Raw genomic sequence first — 14,905 nt, forward strand, 5'->3', positions numbered from 1 at the left:
GCACGTCTCGATGTACCCTGGCTTCGATCGGGCCTCCTCGGCTCTGGACGGAAACGTCGCCGAGGACCTTCTGTCTCCGGCCCAACGATCCAACCCGATGCCACGGCGTGCAGCCGGAAGGACGGACGACCTATGTGGACGATGCCGACGGTGACCGCCGGGCCCGAACGGTTCCTGCTGGAGCACATGCTCGACCGCGCCCGGCAGGCGCTCGCCGACACCGCGCGCGGGCTGTCCGAGACGCAGGCGCGGCAGCGGCTGGTGGCGTCGCTGACGACGCCGATCGGGCTGGTCAAGCACGCCGCGACCGCCGAACGCATCTGGTTCCAGCGGGTGCTGCTCGGCCTCGACGCGGCCGACTGCGACGGGCCCGCCGTCGGCGGCGACGGCAGCTTCGCCGTCGCCGGCGACGAGACCCTGGCGGACGTGATCGCCGAGTTCGAGCGGGCGAGCGACCGCTCCCGCACGATCGCCGCCGGCTTCGGGCTCGACGACACCAGGCCCCACCCCGTCGCCGGCGACGTCAGCCTCCGGTTCGTCTACCTGCTGCTGATCGAGGACTTCGCCCGCCACGCCGGCCACGGCGACATCCTCCGCGAGCAGCTCACGCGGTCCGCAGCGCGTCCGTCGGGTTGAGGCGGGCGGCCCTGACCGCCGGGTAGACGCCCGCGACCACACCGATCAGCAGCGTCGCGGCGAAGCCGCCGCCGACCGCTGACAGCGGCACGAGCGGCTGCCAGTCGCGGTACGCGGCGACGGCGTGCGTGACGGCCGTGCCGAGGATGACGCCGGCGAGGCCGCCCAGCAGGGACAGCAGGAGGGACTCGGTCATGAACTGGGCGGTGATGTGGCGGCGGGCGGCGCCCAGGGCTCGGCGCAGGCCGATCTCGGTGCGGCGCTCCAGGACCGAGATGACCATGACGTTGGCGACGCCGACGCCGCCGACGAGCAGGGCCACCGCGCCGAGGCCGAGCAGCAGGGACGTGATGGAGTCCGCGACTAGCAGCCGGGAGGCCAGGGCGTCGGAAGGGCGGCTCACGTTGACGCTGTTCGGTTCGGCGGGGTTGACGGCGCGGGCCAGTATCCTCGCGACCGGGGCCGTCCGGGCGGTGTCCGCGCGGACGTACAGGCGCGTCGGGTGGCCGTCGTAGCCGAAGTACGACGCGGCCACCGGCAGGCCGATCAGCGCGGCCCGGTCGATCTCGGGGGCGAGCTCGAACGGGCGCAGCACCCCCGCGACGGTGAACCAGTGCTCGCCCAGCCAGACGCGCGTACCGGCGTCGACGTGGGCGATGCCGAGCGCCGTCGCCGCGTCGTGGCCGAGGACCACCACGGGATACCGGGCGGTCGCGTCGTTGAGGAAGACGCCGGTCGCCAGGTGCCCGTCGAGCGTGTCCAGCAGCGACGGTTCGGTGGCGCGGACCTCGACGCCGCCGCCGCGGTAGGCGGGCACCATGTCGGTGCGGAACACCTGCAGGCGCGGCACGCCCGCGGTCGCCGTCACCTTCAGCACGCCGTCGGTCCGGGCGGCGCCGGTCGCCGACGACGTGGGCAGCTTCGCCTCGTCGCCGCCGATGCGGGTGCCGTTGGCGACGGTGAGCAGGTTGGTGCCGAGGTGGTCGATGCGGGCAAGGAGGTCGGCCTGGCTGGAGCGGGTGATGCCGAGGACCCCGACGATGGCGGCGACGCCGATCGCGATGCCCAATGTGGACAGTGCGGCGCGCAGGGGGCGGCTGCGCATGCCGATGCTCGCCAGCGGGAGCAGGTCGGCGGCGCGTACACGGGATCTCATCCGGACCGTCCAGTCAGCGTGTCGGCGACGATCCGGCCGTCGCGGAGGTCGACCCGGCGCGGGCAGGCCTCCGCGACGACGGCATCGTGGGTGATGACGAGCAGCGTCACGCCGTCCGCGTGCAGTTGCCGCAGCAGTACGAGGATCTGCCCGCCGGTCCTGCTGTCGAGGTTGCCGGTGGGCTCGTCGGCGAGGACCAGCGCGGGACGGCCGACGAGCGCGCGGGCGATGGCGACGCGCTGCCGTTCGCCGCCGGACAGCTTGCCGGCGGGGTGGTCGACGCGGTGCGCGAGGCCGACCCGGTCGAGGGCGTCGGCCGCCGCCCGCCGTCGCGACGAGGCACGCACGCCGCGGTACAGCAGGCCGTCGGCCACGTTGTCGACCGCGGACCGGTGGTCCATCAGGAAGAACTGCTGGAACACGACGCCGAGCGTGTGCGCCCGCAGGCCGGACAGCTGCCCGTCCGTCAGGTCCTCCACGGCGTGCCCCGCGAGGCGCACCGAGCCGCTCGTCGGCCGGTCCAGCCCGGCGGCGAGGTTCAGCAGCGTGGTCTTGCCGGAGCCCGACGGTCCGACCACGGCGACCATCTCCCCGGCGGCGACGGTCAGGTCCACGCCCCGCAACGACTCGACGGGCGGGGTGCCGGGGTACGTGCGCGCCGCCTGTACCAAGGCCAGAACGGCATCGGTCATGTCACTGGCACCTCGACGCGCATGCCTTCGGTGAGGCCGCCGCCGGTGATCTCGACCATGCTGGCGTTCTCGTCGAAGAGCCCGGTCGTGACGGTGATCAGGCGCCGGCCGGACCCGTCGACGACCGCGACCTGGTAGCCGCCGTCGGCGGCGGCGAGCAGCGCGGTGACCGGCAGCCGCAGCACATTCCTGCGCTGCGACCCGGTGATCGACACCTGGACGGGCGCCTGGTCGAGCGCGGGCGCGCCGGGCGGCATGGTCACGGTCACCACCATCGACACGGTGGCCGGCCCCGGCGGGCCGTTGTTGCCCTGCTCGGGCGCGGTCGCGACGGTGCCGACCTCGCGGACGGTGCCCGGGACGGGGGCGTCCAGTCCGGGCACGTTGACGGTGACCGGGTCGCCGGCGTGGACGGTGCCCTGCCGGCCGGCGCTCAGTGCGACGCGGACCACGCGGGCGGTCGTCGTCGCCGACAGCATCGGCTCGCCCGGCCCGGCGGACGCGCCGACCTGGACGAGGGCCGCGCCGACCCGCACCGCGCCGGGCAGGAACGCGACCTGCCCGAGCGGCAGCCGGCCGGTGCGCTGCGCGACGGGCAGGCCGCGGGCCGCCTGCCAGCGCCGGACCGCGGTCGCGGTGGCGTCGCTGAAGTGCCGGTCGACGGTGATGCCGTGGCCGGGGTCCATGCCGAGGGCGACCAGGTTCTGCTCCAGCTGGAGCACGTCGACGCCGTCGCTCATGCCCGCGGCCAGCTCCCGGTAGGCCGGCACCGCGCCGTAGAGCAGCGTCGCCGGGACGCCGGCCACCGCGTAGAGGTCGGCGCCGCGGACGACGGCGGTCCCGGGCGCCGGCACGGCGGTGACGACGCCGCCCGGCAGCTGGTTCACGACGGTGTACGCGCCGTCGAAGCCCAGCACGCCGGCGACCTGGACGCGGGCGGCGACGTCGCCGCGGGTCACCGGTGCCGTCGTCGTGCGCACCTGGGGCGCCGCGACGGTTTCGGGCTTCTGCGGGCGGGTCATCGCCCAGCCGGCCACTCCTGCCGCCAGCAGCGCGCCGCCGGCCGCGACCACTCGTACCCTCATGAGATCGCGATCTTCTTGTCGTAGATGCTCTTGCAGGCGTCCAAGGCGGTCAGGACCCGCTCGCTCTTGCCCTCGCTCTCCAGCGGCGTGCCGACGAGCGGGAACGTGCCGTCCGCCTTCGGGTCGGGGAAGCCGTCGATGCCGTGGTCCCGCATGCACTTGGCGAACGCCTTGAGCTTCTCCATGTCCGCGGCGCTGGGCGGCTCGGCGGAGCGGGGCGTGCCGAGCGCCGCCATCTCGTCCATGATCGCCTTGCACTCGGGGACCTGCTCGCTGAGCGTCCGTAGCCGCTCCTTGACGTCGGGGCCGTCGCCCGGCCAGGCGAGGCGGTCGCCGTCCATCACCGGGTCCGGCATGTCCGGGTACCCGTGGTCGCGGGCGCACTGGGAGAGGCGGCGGCCCACGTCGAGGGCCTGCTGGGTGTTGATCACGCTGGGGTCCTGCTTCTCGGCCGCCGGTGAGCAGCCGGCCAGGAGCGCCACCAGTACCAGCGCCAGGAACGGTCTCGATGTCATGTGCTCACGGTCGCCGCTCACCGGCATCACCCGCGTCTGGCCGCAGACCGATCTTCGGGGTCTGTCGTGCGACAGATCCGCATCCGGCGCGACGCACGTACGCTCGGACGATGCAACGCCTGCTGGACGCGTCGCTCATCGCTGTGCTGGTCGCCGCCACGTTGCTGTGGAGCGACGCGCTCCTGCTGTTCGGTGAGCCGGACTTCAAGGTGCTCGCCGCGTACGGCACCGTCGCCGCCTGGCGGCTGCACACGCTCTGGTGGAGCCTCGCCGCGATCCCGTCGGCGGTCGCGATCGTCCTGCGGCACCGCTGGCCCCTCACCGCGACGATCCTGGCGATCTGCGCGGCCGAGGTGCACCTCCTCGACCCGGTCCTCAAGTCGCCGCCGACCGACGTCGCGGTTTTGATCACGATGTACGCCCTGACCAGCTCGGACCACCGCCGCCAGACGGTCCTGGCGACCCTGGTCGCGACCGAGGCGCTGCTGCTGTCCGGCGCGCTGGCGCAGGGGGTCGGCCTCGTGCCGGACCCCGCCCGCCCGCTGACGTCCGTGGCCGACTACCTCGGCCGGGCGTCGAAGGCCCTGTACGCCGCCGTCCACGGCGACGCGCTGCCCATGCTGGTGCGCGCGCTGCAGTCCGCGGCCGTGCCCGCTCTGCTGCTCGCCGCCACCTGGGCCGTCGCCGACAGCGCCCGCACCCGGCGGCTGCACGTCGCGGTCCTGCAGGCCCGCGCCGACGACCTGGAACGCGAGCAGGAGCAGCGCACCGCCCTCGCCGTCGCCTCCGAACGCGGCCGCATCACCCGCGAGCTGCACGACGTCGTCGCGCACGGCCTGTCGGTGATGGTCGTCCAGGCCCAGGGCGCCAAGGCTCAGCTGCACCGCTCCCCCGAGCGCTCCGACGCCGCCCTCACCACCATCGTCACCACCGGCCGCGCCTCCCTCGCCGAGATGCGCCGCCTGCTCAACCTGGTCCGCGCCCCGGCATCCCTGTCCCCGCAGCCCGGCCTCGCCACGCTCCCCGAGCTGATCGACCGGGTCCGAGCCAGCGGCGTGCCGGTCACCTTCAGCGTGGCCGGCGCCCCGGCGACCCTGCCCGCCGTGATCGAACTGGCGGCCTACCGGATCGTCCAGGAGGCTCTGACGAACACGCTCAAACACGCCACGCCGGGCGCCTCCTGTACGGTGGAGCTCACCTTCGACCCCTCCGGCCTGCGGATCCTCGTCTGCGACGACGGCCGCTTCATTGCACCCCTGACGCCCGGCAACGGCCTGCGGGGCATCACGGAACGGGTCACCGCCCTCAACGGCGTCCTGACCGCCGGCCCTGCGCTGGACGGCGGCTTCGAGGTGTCGGCATTCCTGCCCCTGGCGCTCGTCGCATGATCCGCGTCCTCCTCGCCGACGACCAGTCCCTCGTCCGCGCCGGCTTCCGCATGATCCTCGACGGCACCGACGACCTGGTCGTGGTCGGCGAGGCCGCGGACGGCCTGCAGGCCCTGTCGGTCGCCGCGTCGGTGTCCCCGGACGTGATCCTGATGGACGTCCGCATGCCCGGCGTCGACGGCATCGAGGCCACCCGCCGCCTCCGGACCGCCCTCCCCCCGTCCGCCCCACCCCACGTGATCATCCTGACCACGTTCGACCTCGACGAGTACGTCTACGCGGGCCTCCGCGCGGGCGCCGCCGGCTTCCTCCTGAAGGACGCCCTCGACACTGAGCTCACCCAGGCGGTCCGCGCCGTCGCCGGCGGCCACAACGTCGCCGCCCCGACGGTCACCCGCCGCCTGGTCCAGCACTTCGTCTCCACCGACCCCCGCCCGCCCGACCTCGTCCCCATCGACGTCCTGACCGCCCGCGAACGCGACGTCCTGCACCTGATCGCCGAGGGCATGTCCAACCAGGAGATCGCCACCCGCCTCACCATCTCCGAAGGCACCGTCAAAACCCACGTCAGCCGCATCCTCGCCAAACTCGGCCTCCGCGACCGCATCCACGCCGTCATCTACGCCCACCGCACCGGCGCCGCGTAATTCCGTTGCCGCCGCATCGACTACAGCGGTGAGCCATCACCCGGTGTCAGCCGACACCTGCCTGCGCATCGGCGTGGCGCGTCACTCGTGTGCGATCGGTTGCAGTCCTTCGAGGAAAGAGTTCCAATCGTCCGCAACCTTCTCGATGCCAAGTTCCAAGATGAGCTCCTCCTCTCCCGCCTCCGGTTCCTCTTCTTCATGGTCCCAGAACCAGACGCTTCCGAAGTCTGCGTCTCGCATCGAAAGCGCGTAGAGGTTGCCGCCAACATCCGACGCCACCGGAAGCATCCACACGGGCAGTCGTCCATCAAACACCTGGATCATCTTCCAGATGTTCGTCGGGTAGGAGGCGTCCTCACGGACACCGAAGATCGCGTTGACTGCATACACGTTGTCTTCGAGCCATCCCCCGTCCTGCGCTGCCAGATAGGCGCGATACTCACCCGGCAGGTCCCGCCCGACGAGCGCTTCCAGCCGATGAACGTCAGCCTCGGGCGCCGGAGGGTCGCTCATCTCATAGCGCACACCGGCCACGTCCACCGCACTTCTCCTCGTCTCGGGACGCTCGATGGGATCCAGGAGCGCTTCCGCACGTTCAGCCGCTAGAACGAGAGCATCCTCTCTTGCTCGAAGCTCAAACGGCAGTTTGCCCGGCCTCACGGAATCGCGAACCGCTGGTCGTAGCTCGGTCTGCGGGACCGCATCCACGCCTACCGCACCGACGGGCACAGTCAACGGCTACGCGCTCGCTGACCCGCACCCGCTCGCCAGCTGAAGGAGACCCGCACATGTTCGTCGCCCGCGTCGGCACAGGCGAGGAAGTCATCGAGTCCATTACTCGTCAGGTGGCCGATAAGAACGTCACGGACGCTTCCCTGGTCATCATCGGCGCCGTCAAAGGTTGCACCATCTCCGTCATGCCGAAGGCTGACGAGACCGACGACATCCTGACCGACTACGAGGACCCGTTCGAAATCACCGGCACCGGCGAGGTCGTCGATGGCGCGGTGCACATCCACGTCTCCGCCGGCGGCGAGGGACGGACGGTGGTCGGGCATCTGCACCGCGCGGTTGTCTCGCACTGGTTTGTCCGAGCGTATGTGACGCCAGTTGACTGAACTTTCCGCGTAATGTCTTGATCGCTGGCGGTGATCATACGGTGCGGGCGTGATCGAAGTGGAGGAGACGGTGTCTTTCCCGGTCTGGGATGCGGTGGTCGATCTGCCCAGGTCGCCAATGGCGGACGGGACGATCAAGCGCGGCGGCAGCGTCGACGCGGTCTCTCGAGTGCGTGGGGCATCGCCGGACGATCTCGGCGGTCCGGCCGCTGCGCCTGGCGTGACGGTGTGGTCGTTCGCCGTTGACCGGCTCGCCGGGGACAGTGGCTGGCCGGTTCGCCACGCAGGTTTGATCTTTGCTGTGCGGTTGGCGGAGGACACTGGGATGTCGTTGCGCGCCGCGGCCGCCGAATTGGCGGGAATCGCCGCGTCGGGTGGGACTGCGGTCGATCTCGTTGTCGGTGGCCAGACGGAACCAGGTCGGCTGTTCGAAGTGCGCGGCCTGGGCTGGTTGGTGTCGTCGACGCAGCCGAGCCACGCGTTTGCCGCATCGTGCTATCTCGTGCCGCCGGTGGTGCGGTACCAACTGGACCACCGGTAGCCGCAGCCGGCGATCGAACCGACCGGCTACGGCTCGGCGCGTTCGGCCTCCAGCGGTGTGTCGTTCTCGTGCTGAGGCTCGGCAGGTATGGCGTCCGGGTCGGGCTTTCTCGGGGGTACCGGCTGCCAGGAGAAGGCCAGGGAGCCGCCGAGCAGGCCGAGGAGCAGGCCGATCAGGAAGCCGCCGAGGTTGGACGTGACCCAGGAGGCGAGGGCCATGAGCAGGGCCAGGATCGAGTAGAAGGTGCGGTTCTCGGGGCTGAACCACAGCAGGACCCCGCACAGCAGCATGATGATGGGCACGAGGTAGCCGGCCAGGCCCTGCATGCCGATGTGTACCACCACCGGCAGCGGGGCCTTGACCGTCAGGAAGATCTCGACGGCGGCGACGACGATGAACAGGCCGCCCCAGAAGGGGCGGGTGCGTCGCCAGCGGCGGAAGGAGCGGCGCAACTCAGCAGCCCTCGTCGCTGAAGCTCATGTGCAGGTTGGGCAGGATGAAGGTGGCGGCCGTGGTGGCGTAGTTGTTCTGCCGCAGGTGCTGGATGCGCACGGTCTCGGCCTGCTGGCCGAAGATGCCGATCCCGCCGGTGGCGCCGGGCACCCGGGTCAGCGTGCTGGCGTCCTGGCCGATGTCGATCGAGGTGAAGCTGGCGTCGCCGGAGATGAGGTCCGAGTCGACGATGAGCTTGGTGGCGGTGACCGGGTGCTGGGCGTCGCCGGCGGTCAGCTTCAGGTTCGTCCCGCCCAGGTTGATGCTCTGGCACAGGTTGGTCAGCTTGGCGTTGTCCACCGCCGAGACGATGAGGATCAGCTGGCCCCCGGTGTCGCCCTCGTTGGGGCTGCCGGGCTCCATCGTGTCGAGCACCGCGTACTGCTCGAAGCCCGTGCCCTGCAGCTCGTCCGCGGTCACCACGAACGGCAGCCCGGACACCGAGAAGGACGCGGCGATGACGCCTTGACCGGTGAGCACCACAAGTCCGGCGGTAACCGCCGTGGAAATGCCCATCGTCAATGCGAATCGGCGCCAGCGGGTCTTTCCCTGTGGCTGTTCTTCCTGATCTTCGGCCTGGGTCATGGCGGGACCTCCACGCACTCGACGGACGGCGGTCACCCGGAAGTTACTCGCGGGTATTGATCGGGTCAACCCTGGTCACCCGTATTTCACCGGTTGAAAACTCCGGCGGTTTTCGATCTCCGGGAACAGGTCATTCTTGACGTTAGATACTCGACGGGTTTACAACTCGTCACACCCCGCCGAAATCCAGCAGGAGGTTCCATGCGCTCCAAACGTGTGTCCGCCGCGACCGCGGTGATGGCCGCCGGCATCCTCGCGGTCTTCGGCACCCCCGCAAGTGCACAACCGGCGGCGGCTGCGAAGCCGACCGGCATCTACGCCGGGATGGGCAACTGCCCGCTGTCCAGCCCGGTCCTCGCCGACCCGGGCAACCAGCAGGTCGGCTGCGTCATCTCGGTGACCCGCGGCGGCAGCGTCACGATCGGCTCCACCACGGTCGCGCTCACTCAGCCGATCACGCTGCAGTTCGGCGTGTACTGGCCGGCGAGCGGTCCGACGGTCGAGTTCCCGGACGGCACCGTCGCCAACGTGTTCAGCACCGTGCCGTCCGCCGACGGCAAGACGCTGACGTCGTCGCCGCTGCAGGTCCCGATCCCGGGGCTGGCCAACTTCCTGCCCGGCGTCACCAGCGCGTTCGCCCAGGTCGAGCTGGCCGGTCCGATCACCGAGTTCATCCCGCTCGCCACCGGCGAGCCCGCCCCGGTGTTCCGCCTGCCGATCAAGCTCCACCTGTTCAACGCGCTCTTCGGGCTGCGCTGCTACATCGGCTCGAACAGCAGCCCGATCGTGCTCGGCCCGACCACCGGCACGACCAGCCCGCCGCCGCCCAACGTCCCGATCACCGGGGACGCCGGCGTCATCGACCTCGCCTCGGACCCGAACGGCTTCGGCGCCTTCGTCGTGTCGTTCTCCGGCGCGACGCTGGTGGACAACAGCGTCAGGGTGCCGGTGGCCAACGGCTGCGGCATCGGCGGCTCGCTGGACTGGGTCATCAACACCGTGTTCGGCCTGCCCGCCGCGGCCGGACGCAACACCGTCGTGTTCAGCCAGACGGACACGTCGCTGGCCGTCGACTCGAGCCTCGGCGACCTCAAGCAGGCCATCGCCGCGTCCGCGCACTGAACGGCCGCGGTACCCGCACGAGAAAGGCTCCTCCATGCGCAAGCTCTGGACCCTGTCCGCCGCCGCGCTCACCGCGGTCCTGGCGGCCGGGCTGCTCCCCGCCGCGGCGCACGCCGCGACCGTCAACGTGCTGACCACCGTCAGCGTCGGCGGCCCCAACGTGGCCAACGGCGACGCGGTCTCCGCGCCGCTGAAGACCGGCACCACGGCCACGTTCTACAGCACCCCGGGCAGCTCCAGCTTCATCACGTGCACGGTGTCGAACTTCGGCGCCACCGTGACGAGCAACGTGCCCGCGCCCGGCACCGCCGGCGAGTCGCTGACCCTGCAGAACTTCTCGTCGTGCACACCGACGGGCATCCCGACCGTCACCGCGGTGCAGAGCATCGTGGTGAACAACCTGCCGTACGCCACCACCGTGACCTCGCCGCCGAGCAACCAGGTCAAGGTGACCGGCACCGCGACCCTGCCGATCCAGACGACCATGAAGCTCACGTCGGGCCTCGGCACCATCACCTGCGTCTACCGCGCCGACCTCAACCAGGTGGTCGGCGTGGCGAACAACGTCGGCCAGTCCATCACGTTCACGAACCAGAAGTTCAACCGCTTCTCAGGCCCGTCCGCGTGCTTCCCGAACGGCTACTTCAGCGCCGCCTACGGCCCGGTGAAGGACACCACCGTCGCCGGCAGTCCGCTGGTGTTCGTCAACTGAGGCACGTCGCGGGGTGAGAAGGCGCGGCCCTGTCCTCCATGGACGGGGCCGCGCCCCTGAGCGCGGCGAGGTCGCAGGCTCGCGCGCGTGAGGATCGTTTCCTGACGTACTGGATGTTCTGCGGGCGGTATTGCGTCCGGGGACCCCGGTACGCAACTGGTCCGGGGTCCCCGGGGTGTGGTCCCCCGGGGAGGACTGCCCCCGGGCGTTTCGCCCCGGGGGCCGGCCTTGTTATCCACAACGTTGTCCACCGTGCCGTTGCCAGCGCCGTCGCTGGGTGCGGGCGGCTGCATGATGACGGTGTACCGGTTCGCGCCGCGGGGGCCAGCGGCGCCGTGCAGATGTCCGCCTGCCTCGAGGCGGCGATGGCCGGCAGGAGGAGGCGTTCGTTGCCGCCGACCAGGCTGTAGTCCCGCACCCAGGTCATGACTCGGATGCCCATCGGCCCCCGGGACGGCAGCGGTCGGTGTGGTACGGAGCGGCATGCGGGTCGGCGCCGGGGGTGTCGTCGGTCGCCGACGACGGCGTGGGGTTTGGGTGCTGCGGTGTGTCCGGCAGCAGCGGCCGGCGCGCGGCGAGGCTCGCGGCTCCCGCGACGATGGAGTGGCGTTCATACGTATGCATGGCCCAACCAGCACCCTGTTGGTCGATGCCGCGACTGGTCCCGATCCAACCGCGGGCAACCGCGACCCTGGTTGCCCAACGCCGGCCCAACACGTTGGACAACCCGTTGGCGAGCGGTCGGTGGGCGTTGGGCAACCCGTTGGCGGGCCGTCGGTGGGCGTTGGGCAACCCGTTGGGCAACGTGTTGGTGATCGCGCTGGTCGTTGCCCAACGGTTCCGCCGGCTGTGGTGACCGGGGAACGGGTACGGGCGCTCGTCACGGGAACGGTGGCTCGTTGCGGGAACGACGCTGGCCCGGCACGGCCGTTCCCATGGCCGCCTCGTGCGGTACGGCGGGCGTTCCCGTACCCGTTCCGCCGCGACATGGACCCGTTCCCGTACCGGCCCCGCCCCGACCGACACGGGAACGCAGCGGGTGGATGCGGCCACGCCGACCGCGTAAGACGCGGCTTGCCGGTACGGAACCTCGGGACGGGAACGCGGACCGCGGCGTGCCCGAATCCCGCGCCGCTCCACCTCGGATCGGTCCCTGCCGAACCGGGTACGGCGGCGGCCGGTACGGGAACGCCGCACGTCCTGGCTGGTCACGAGCATGCCGGGCCACACAGCCGGCAGATCTAGCGGCGGCCCGCCGGGTCGATGGCGGGTCGGTTCCCGTCCCGGTACGGTCCTCGCAACTGGCATCGTTGCCGTTCCGACGGCCCGCCGGCCCGGAACGCCGTCACCGTGACAGCCGTCGCCGTACCGCGGACCTGGCGACACGGCGCCGTCCCGCATGGCAGCGCCGGGAACGACCGGTCGTGCCCGGCGGTACCGGACGCTCGGCCAGACGCGTCAGCCACCGGGTACGGCCGCTACCGGACCACCGGCCGGCGTAGACGGGGTTCTTGATCGCCTGCCCGGCGGTGCCATAGAGACCGCCCAAGCGCATCGGCCCAGACCCGGGTGCAGCCCCGGGCGGATCCCTAGGCGGACCCCTAGGCGGGCAGAACCGCCGCCGCAGCCGCCCAACCGACGCCAACAGCGCAGGTAGGAGCCCATGACCGACGACGCCGGCAAAACCCGAGATGTCCTTCAGGGGGACATCTCCCGACCGGGGGTACGACGCTCAAAGCCCTCCCCCAACCCACAACCCCTCGGCTGGGCACCGCTGGGCGCCCTCGTCCGGCGACTCGAACCCCGCCGCGACCACACCATCGCCCACCTGCTCGACGAGCACCGCACGTTGAGCACCGAACAGGTCACCAAGGTGCTGTCCACCCGATACGTCGCACCTCCACAGAGGCGTCCTGCCGTAGTCGAACGCCCCTGCCTCTGCGGTTGCGGATCAGAACAACGAGGCCATCGCCTTCGTGGTGCTCTCCACCTCATCCTTGAGCACGCTGATCTCCCTACCGCCCTGCGGCTCGGTCAGGTACCACGGCACCTCGTCGGTGACTTCGAGCTTCGCCATCACGAGGAATTCCGCCGAACAGTCGCCGAACGCCTCGCGGTAGAGGTACAGCGAGGCGTCCTGATCGTCTGTGGGCAGGACTACTTGCTCCGAGCGGTGATATGGCTCAAGCCTCGGGTCGGCGACACTGCACGCTTCGGGCGAACACCATGCGGGGTGAGATGCGCTGGTCATTGGACCTCCCAATACCCATGGACGACAAAGGTTCAGCGCCTTGTAGTCTAGTATTGAAAGGCCTTGTCGACAACATCTATAAGGCCTTGTTGTGCCCGACACCAAAGGCATATGAGGTGCCGTGCAAGCCTTGACTGATGGGCCAACTCGATGACGCGGCGAAGGCATTCCGGGCAGCGGATACAGCGCTGACCAGGGTCAAGGAGCAGGCCGCGCAGCGCATCGAGGCAGCACGGCAGGCGCGGATCGATGCGCGGGCCGCGCTCCATGCGGCGATCGTCGCGGAAGCCCTCGCCGGCACCCCGCAGGTCGACATCATCCGGCGGTCTGGCTACTCCCGCGATCGGGTACGAACGATCCTCCGCGCCGGTGGGGTCGAGCCGGACTAGCGACGATGCCGTTCAGTTGGGTCGGCGGCCGGCTGGTCAAGGTTCGACGGTGATTCAGCCGGTGCCGGTAATGGCCTTACAGGTGCGCCGGTCGAACGGACCTGGGTGACCGCACTCCGACACCTCGCCAAGGACGTGCAGTCCTTTACGTTGCTGGCGGCTTCGGGCCGGTGGGGTGCATCGTGCGGCTGGAGCAGCGCTCGGCACATGTCCGGCGCCGCCTGCTGCGGTGGGGGTGGCCCTACCGGGAACAGGCGGGGCAACCGGATCGAGGTCGGTCGCTGGGAGTCATAGCGTCGTGGGCATGAGACTTCTCAGGCACACGATGGTGCTCGGGCTGGTGCTGGGGGTGGGCGCGGCGAGCGCCGCGGCCGCCGGGGCGCAGCCGGAACGGGGCGGGGACGGATGGCGTGGGGAGGTCGTGGCGGTGCAGCCGCTGCGGGAGCTCGACGCCGGCGGGGTGCGGGACGTGCTCGGCGCGGCGCAGTTCGACCCGGGCGGTGTGCGGCACGGCGTCGAGGTGTACCAGGTGCTGTACCGCACCGTCGACGCGCGGCAACGGGCGACGGTGGCCAGTGGGCTGCTCGCCTTGCCGCGCAACGGTGAGCGGCAGCTGCGGGTGGTGTCGTACGCGCACGGCACGGAGCTCAACCGGACCGACGCGCCGTCGATGTGGCGGGACGGCTGGGCGGTCGCGCCGGCGTTGACGTACGCGTCGGCCGGGTACGCCGCCGTCGCGCCCGACTACCTCGGGATGGGGCTCGGGCCGGGGCCGCACCCGTTCCTCGACGTCACGACCGAGGCGTCGGCGTCGCTGGATCTGCTGCGGGCGGCCAGGACCGTCGCCGCCGGGCAGCAGCGCACGCTGCGCCGCGAGGTGTACGCGACCGGGTTCTCGCAGGGTGGCAGCGCCGCGACGGCGCTCGGCCAGGTGCTGGAGCGCGGCGGGGACGGCTGGTTCCGGCTGGGGGCGCTGGCACCGATCGCCGGCGCGTTCGACGCCCGCCGCGTCGAGCTGCCGGCCCTCATCGGCGGGACGGTGGCGCCGCCGTACAACGTCGGCTACACCGCCTACCTGGTCGTGGCGTGGAACCGGCTGCACGGTCTGTACCAGCGACCCGAGGAGTTCTTCGCCGCACCGTACGCCGGGAAGGTCGAGGCGCTGTTCGACGGCGTGCACACCGGCGAGGACCTGGCGGCGACGCTGCCCGGCACGCCCGAGGAGCTGTTCACCCCGCGGGGTCTGGCGGTGCTGCGGGCACCGTCGGGGCCGTTCGCGGACGCCCTGGCCGTGCACGACGCGTCCTGCGACGGCATCCGCGCGCCCGCCCGGCTGCTCGTGGACCGCGCCGACGAGCAGGTGCCGGTCGCCAACAGCGTCTACTGCGCCACCCGCCTGCGCGCTGGCACGGTCGTGGACGTCGGCACGCACCCGTACAACGGCTCGGCGCACCTCGGCGCGAACATCGCCGGCACCGCCGCGGCCCTCGCCTGGTTCCGGCAGCTCGGCTGACATCGACCGACCACAGCCGCCCGGGGGCACGACCCCCGGGCGGCTGCACAGGTCGGTGGTCCG

At 71.2% G+C, this 14,905-nt stretch carries 17 protein-coding genes; 9 read left to right on the forward strand and 8 right to left on the reverse strand.

All coding sequences use genetic code 11. The features are described 5' to 3' along the window. Positions 1 to 150: 150 nt before the first annotated feature. Positions 151 to 636 carry a DinB family protein gene (locus tag AB0J72_RS21335; RefSeq protein ID WP_363401218.1) on the forward strand — a complete coding sequence of 162 codons (486 nt, stop codon included), beginning with the start codon at positions 151 to 153 and terminating at the stop codon, positions 634 to 636. Here the strand turns inward: AB0J72_RS21335 and AB0J72_RS21340 are convergent. From AB0J72_RS21340 to AB0J72_RS21355, 4 genes are read right to left on the reverse strand one after another with little or no spacing between them, the layout of a single operon-like run. Continuing rightward, positions 605 to 1,792: an ABC transporter permease gene (locus AB0J72_RS21340; protein ID WP_363401220.1), complete on the reverse strand. Its 1,188-nt coding sequence runs from the start codon at positions 1,790 to 1,792 to the stop codon at positions 605 to 607. The genes AB0J72_RS21335 and AB0J72_RS21340 overlap by 32 nt on opposite strands. After that, positions 1,789 to 2,484 (reverse strand): ABC transporter ATP-binding protein, encoded by a 696-nt coding sequence (locus tag AB0J72_RS21345; protein WP_354895725.1) that lies wholly within the window; start codon positions 2,482 to 2,484, stop codon positions 1,789 to 1,791. The genes AB0J72_RS21340 and AB0J72_RS21345 overlap by 4 nt, the downstream gene beginning before the upstream one ends. Further along, positions 2,481 to 3,569, reverse strand: a complete 1,089-nt coding sequence (locus AB0J72_RS21350; RefSeq protein WP_363401222.1) for a peptidoglycan-binding protein — start codon at positions 3,567 to 3,569, stop codon at positions 2,481 to 2,483. Before AB0J72_RS21350 ends, AB0J72_RS21345 begins: the two co-directional genes overlap by 4 nt. After that, positions 3,566 to 4,084 carry a hypothetical protein gene (locus AB0J72_RS21355; RefSeq protein ID WP_363401224.1) on the reverse strand — a complete coding sequence of 173 codons (519 nt, stop codon included), beginning with the start codon at positions 4,082 to 4,084 and terminating at the stop codon, positions 3,566 to 3,568. Before AB0J72_RS21355 ends, AB0J72_RS21350 begins: the two co-directional genes overlap by 4 nt. Positions 4,085 to 4,194: 110 nt before the next feature. Here AB0J72_RS21355 and AB0J72_RS21360 point away from each other — a divergent pair, with 110 nt between their 5' ends. Both AB0J72_RS21360 and AB0J72_RS21365 read left to right on the forward strand, forming a co-directional pair. Continuing rightward, the gene (locus AB0J72_RS21360; RefSeq protein WP_363401226.1) at positions 4,195 to 5,472 is read left to right on the forward strand and encodes a histidine kinase; all 1,278 of its coding nucleotides are present in this window, start codon (positions 4,195 to 4,197) and stop codon (positions 5,470 to 5,472) included. Next, positions 5,469 to 6,119: a response regulator transcription factor gene (locus AB0J72_RS21365; protein ID WP_363401228.1), complete on the forward strand. Its 651-nt coding sequence runs from the start codon at positions 5,469 to 5,471 to the stop codon at positions 6,117 to 6,119. The genes AB0J72_RS21360 and AB0J72_RS21365 overlap by 4 nt, the downstream gene beginning before the upstream one ends. A gap of 81 nt (positions 6,120 to 6,200) precedes the next feature. Here AB0J72_RS21365 and AB0J72_RS21370 read toward each other — a convergent pair whose 3' ends face one another. Next, complete coding sequence (locus AB0J72_RS21370; protein ID WP_363401230.1) at positions 6,201 to 6,659, reverse strand: SMI1/KNR4 family protein; 459 nt, start codon at positions 6,657 to 6,659, stop codon at positions 6,201 to 6,203. 248 nt (positions 6,660 to 6,907) lie between these two features. On the opposite strand from AB0J72_RS21370, the gene AB0J72_RS21375 reads away from it, so the two are divergent. Both AB0J72_RS21375 and AB0J72_RS21380 read left to right on the forward strand, forming a co-directional pair. After that, entirely contained in the window at positions 6,908 to 7,237 is a 330-nt protein-coding gene (locus AB0J72_RS21375) for a PPC domain-containing DNA-binding protein (protein WP_363401232.1), read from the forward strand. A 49-nt stretch (positions 7,238 to 7,286) separates the two neighbouring features. Further along, on the forward strand, positions 7,287 to 7,778 hold the full coding sequence (locus AB0J72_RS21380) for a hypothetical protein (RefSeq protein WP_363401234.1): 492 nt from the start codon (positions 7,287 to 7,289) through the stop codon (positions 7,776 to 7,778). 26 nt (positions 7,779 to 7,804) lie between these two features. On the opposite strand, the gene AB0J72_RS21385 is transcribed toward AB0J72_RS21380, so the two are convergent. After that, a complete protein-coding gene (locus AB0J72_RS21385) occupies positions 7,805 to 8,230 on the reverse strand; it encodes a DUF6114 domain-containing protein (protein WP_363401236.1) in 426 nt (141 codons plus the stop codon). 1 nt (position 8,231) lies between these two features. Continuing rightward, positions 8,232 to 8,750 carry a DUF6230 family protein gene (locus AB0J72_RS21390; RefSeq protein ID WP_363401238.1) on the reverse strand — a complete coding sequence of 173 codons (519 nt, stop codon included), beginning with the start codon at positions 8,748 to 8,750 and terminating at the stop codon, positions 8,232 to 8,234. Between the two features lie 306 nt (positions 8,751 to 9,056). Between AB0J72_RS21390 and AB0J72_RS21395 the strand changes: the two genes are divergently transcribed. Both AB0J72_RS21395 and AB0J72_RS21400 read left to right on the forward strand, forming a co-directional pair. Next, positions 9,057 to 9,977: a hypothetical protein gene (locus AB0J72_RS21395; RefSeq protein ID WP_344505512.1), complete on the forward strand. Its 921-nt coding sequence runs from the start codon at positions 9,057 to 9,059 to the stop codon at positions 9,975 to 9,977. 34 nt (positions 9,978 to 10,011) lie between these two features. Beyond that, on the forward strand, positions 10,012 to 10,689 hold the full coding sequence (locus AB0J72_RS21400) for a Tat pathway signal sequence domain protein (protein WP_344505513.1): 678 nt from the start codon (positions 10,012 to 10,014) through the stop codon (positions 10,687 to 10,689). Positions 10,690 to 12,640: 1,951 nt separating this feature from the next. On the opposite strand, the gene AB0J72_RS21405 is transcribed toward AB0J72_RS21400, so the two are convergent. Next, positions 12,641 to 12,940, reverse strand: coding sequence for a hypothetical protein (locus AB0J72_RS21405; RefSeq protein ID WP_363401241.1), 300 nt, complete (start codon positions 12,938 to 12,940; stop codon positions 12,641 to 12,643). 137 nt (positions 12,941 to 13,077) lie between these two features. Between AB0J72_RS21405 and AB0J72_RS21410 the strand changes: the two genes are divergently transcribed. Both AB0J72_RS21410 and AB0J72_RS21415 read left to right on the forward strand, forming a co-directional pair. Continuing rightward, complete coding sequence (locus AB0J72_RS21410; RefSeq protein WP_363401243.1) at positions 13,078 to 13,329, forward strand: hypothetical protein; 252 nt, start codon at positions 13,078 to 13,080, stop codon at positions 13,327 to 13,329. Positions 13,330 to 13,633: 304 nt separating this feature from the next. After that, positions 13,634 to 14,842, forward strand: coding sequence for a lipase (locus AB0J72_RS21415; RefSeq protein ID WP_363401244.1), 1,209 nt, complete (start codon positions 13,634 to 13,636; stop codon positions 14,840 to 14,842). The last annotated feature ends 63 nt before the right edge of the window (positions 14,843 to 14,905 follow it).

The sequence above is a fragment of the Dactylosporangium sp. NPDC049742 genome, from assembly GCF_040674675.1.
GTDB classification, from domain to species: Bacteria; Actinomycetota; Actinomycetes; order Mycobacteriales; family Micromonosporaceae; genus Dactylosporangium; species Dactylosporangium maewongense.

What these genes read in the sequence shown, in the direction of transcription:
- AB0J72_RS21340 (WP_363401220.1), bottom strand. Translation starts at nt 1,792, where the DNA reads ATGAGATCCCGTGTACGCGCCGCCGACCTGCTCCCGCTGGCGAGCATC.
- AB0J72_RS21345 (WP_354895725.1), bottom strand. Translation starts at nt 2,484, where the DNA reads ATGACCGATGCCGTTCTGGCCTTGGTACAGGCGGCGCGCACGTACCCC.
- AB0J72_RS21350 (WP_363401222.1), bottom strand. Translation starts at nt 3,569, where the DNA reads ATGAGGGTACGAGTGGTCGCGGCCGGCGGCGCGCTGCTGGCGGCAGGA.
- AB0J72_RS21355 (WP_363401224.1), bottom strand. Translation starts at nt 4,084, where the DNA reads ATGACATCGAGACCGTTCCTGGCGCTGGTACTGGTGGCGCTCCTGGCC.
- AB0J72_RS21360 (WP_363401226.1), top strand. Translation starts at nt 4,195, where the DNA reads ATGCAACGCCTGCTGGACGCGTCGCTCATCGCTGTGCTGGTCGCCGCC.
- AB0J72_RS21365 (WP_363401228.1), top strand. Translation starts at nt 5,469, where the DNA reads ATGATCCGCGTCCTCCTCGCCGACGACCAGTCCCTCGTCCGCGCCGGC.
- AB0J72_RS21375 (WP_363401232.1), top strand. Translation starts at nt 6,908, where the DNA reads ATGTTCGTCGCCCGCGTCGGCACAGGCGAGGAAGTCATCGAGTCCATT.
- AB0J72_RS21395 (WP_344505512.1), top strand. Translation starts at nt 9,057, where the DNA reads ATGCGCTCCAAACGTGTGTCCGCCGCGACCGCGGTGATGGCCGCCGGC.
- AB0J72_RS21400 (WP_344505513.1), top strand. Translation starts at nt 10,012, where the DNA reads ATGCGCAAGCTCTGGACCCTGTCCGCCGCCGCGCTCACCGCGGTCCTG.
- AB0J72_RS21405 (WP_363401241.1), bottom strand. Translation starts at nt 12,940, where the DNA reads ATGACCAGCGCATCTCACCCCGCATGGTGTTCGCCCGAAGCGTGCAGT.
- AB0J72_RS21410 (WP_363401243.1), top strand. Translation starts at nt 13,078, where the DNA reads ATGGGCCAACTCGATGACGCGGCGAAGGCATTCCGGGCAGCGGATACA.
- AB0J72_RS21415 (WP_363401244.1), top strand. Translation starts at nt 13,634, where the DNA reads ATGAGACTTCTCAGGCACACGATGGTGCTCGGGCTGGTGCTGGGGGTG.